Origin of the sequence: Streptomyces sp. SID3343, assembly GCF_009865215.1 — a bacterium.
Classification (GTDB): Bacteria; Actinomycetota; Actinomycetes; order Streptomycetales; family Streptomycetaceae; genus Embleya.
In genome coordinates this window covers 1-573 of record NZ_WWJX01000407.1, presented here as the reverse complement: position 1 = coordinate 573, position 573 = coordinate 1, and the positions used below count along the sequence as shown (strand labels likewise).

The following is a 573-nucleotide window of genomic DNA, read 5'->3' as shown; positions in this document are numbered from 1 at the left end:
CGGTGCGCTCGTGGCGATGGGGGCGCTCGGCGCGGTGTTCGGCGACACCGCCGACGCGTATCGGCTACGGGTGCTGAACATCGCCGTACCGCAACTGGTCGGGGCCGCCGGACTCGCGCTCGGCGCATCGCAGTTCGGGCACGGGTGGTCCGCCGTCGCGGTGCTGACCGTGGTGGCGCTCGTGGCCGGCATGGTGAGCACGATCGGCGCGATCGCCTCCGCGTCCGGGCTCAACCTGCTTCTGATGGCCGTGATCGGGGCCGGTCTGCCGATGCCCTCCCCATGGTGGCGCGGTCCGATGCTCATCCTGGCCGGCACCGCGCTCGTCCTCGCGATGGCGCTGCTCGCGTGGCCCGCCCGATCGCGGATCCCCGAACGGGTCGCGGTCGCCGACGCGTACTCGGCCACCGCCGACCTGATGGCCGCCGCCGGCACCGACGCGTGGGAGGCGGCTCGGGCCGAGGTGACGCTCGCCCTCAACCACGCCTACGACCTGCTGCTCGGCCGCCGCGCGCTGGCCCCCGGGCGCAGCCGCGGGATGTCCCGCCTCGTCGCCCTCCTGAACGCGCTGAC

General features: G+C 74.9%; 1 protein-coding gene. It reads left to right on the top strand.

Features of this window, described 5'->3' with window-relative positions:
• Positions 1-573, top strand: a 573-nt coding sequence (locus tag GT354_RS13400) for a YccS/YhfK family membrane protein (RefSeq protein WP_237534740.1), incomplete at both ends; no start/stop codon positions are given.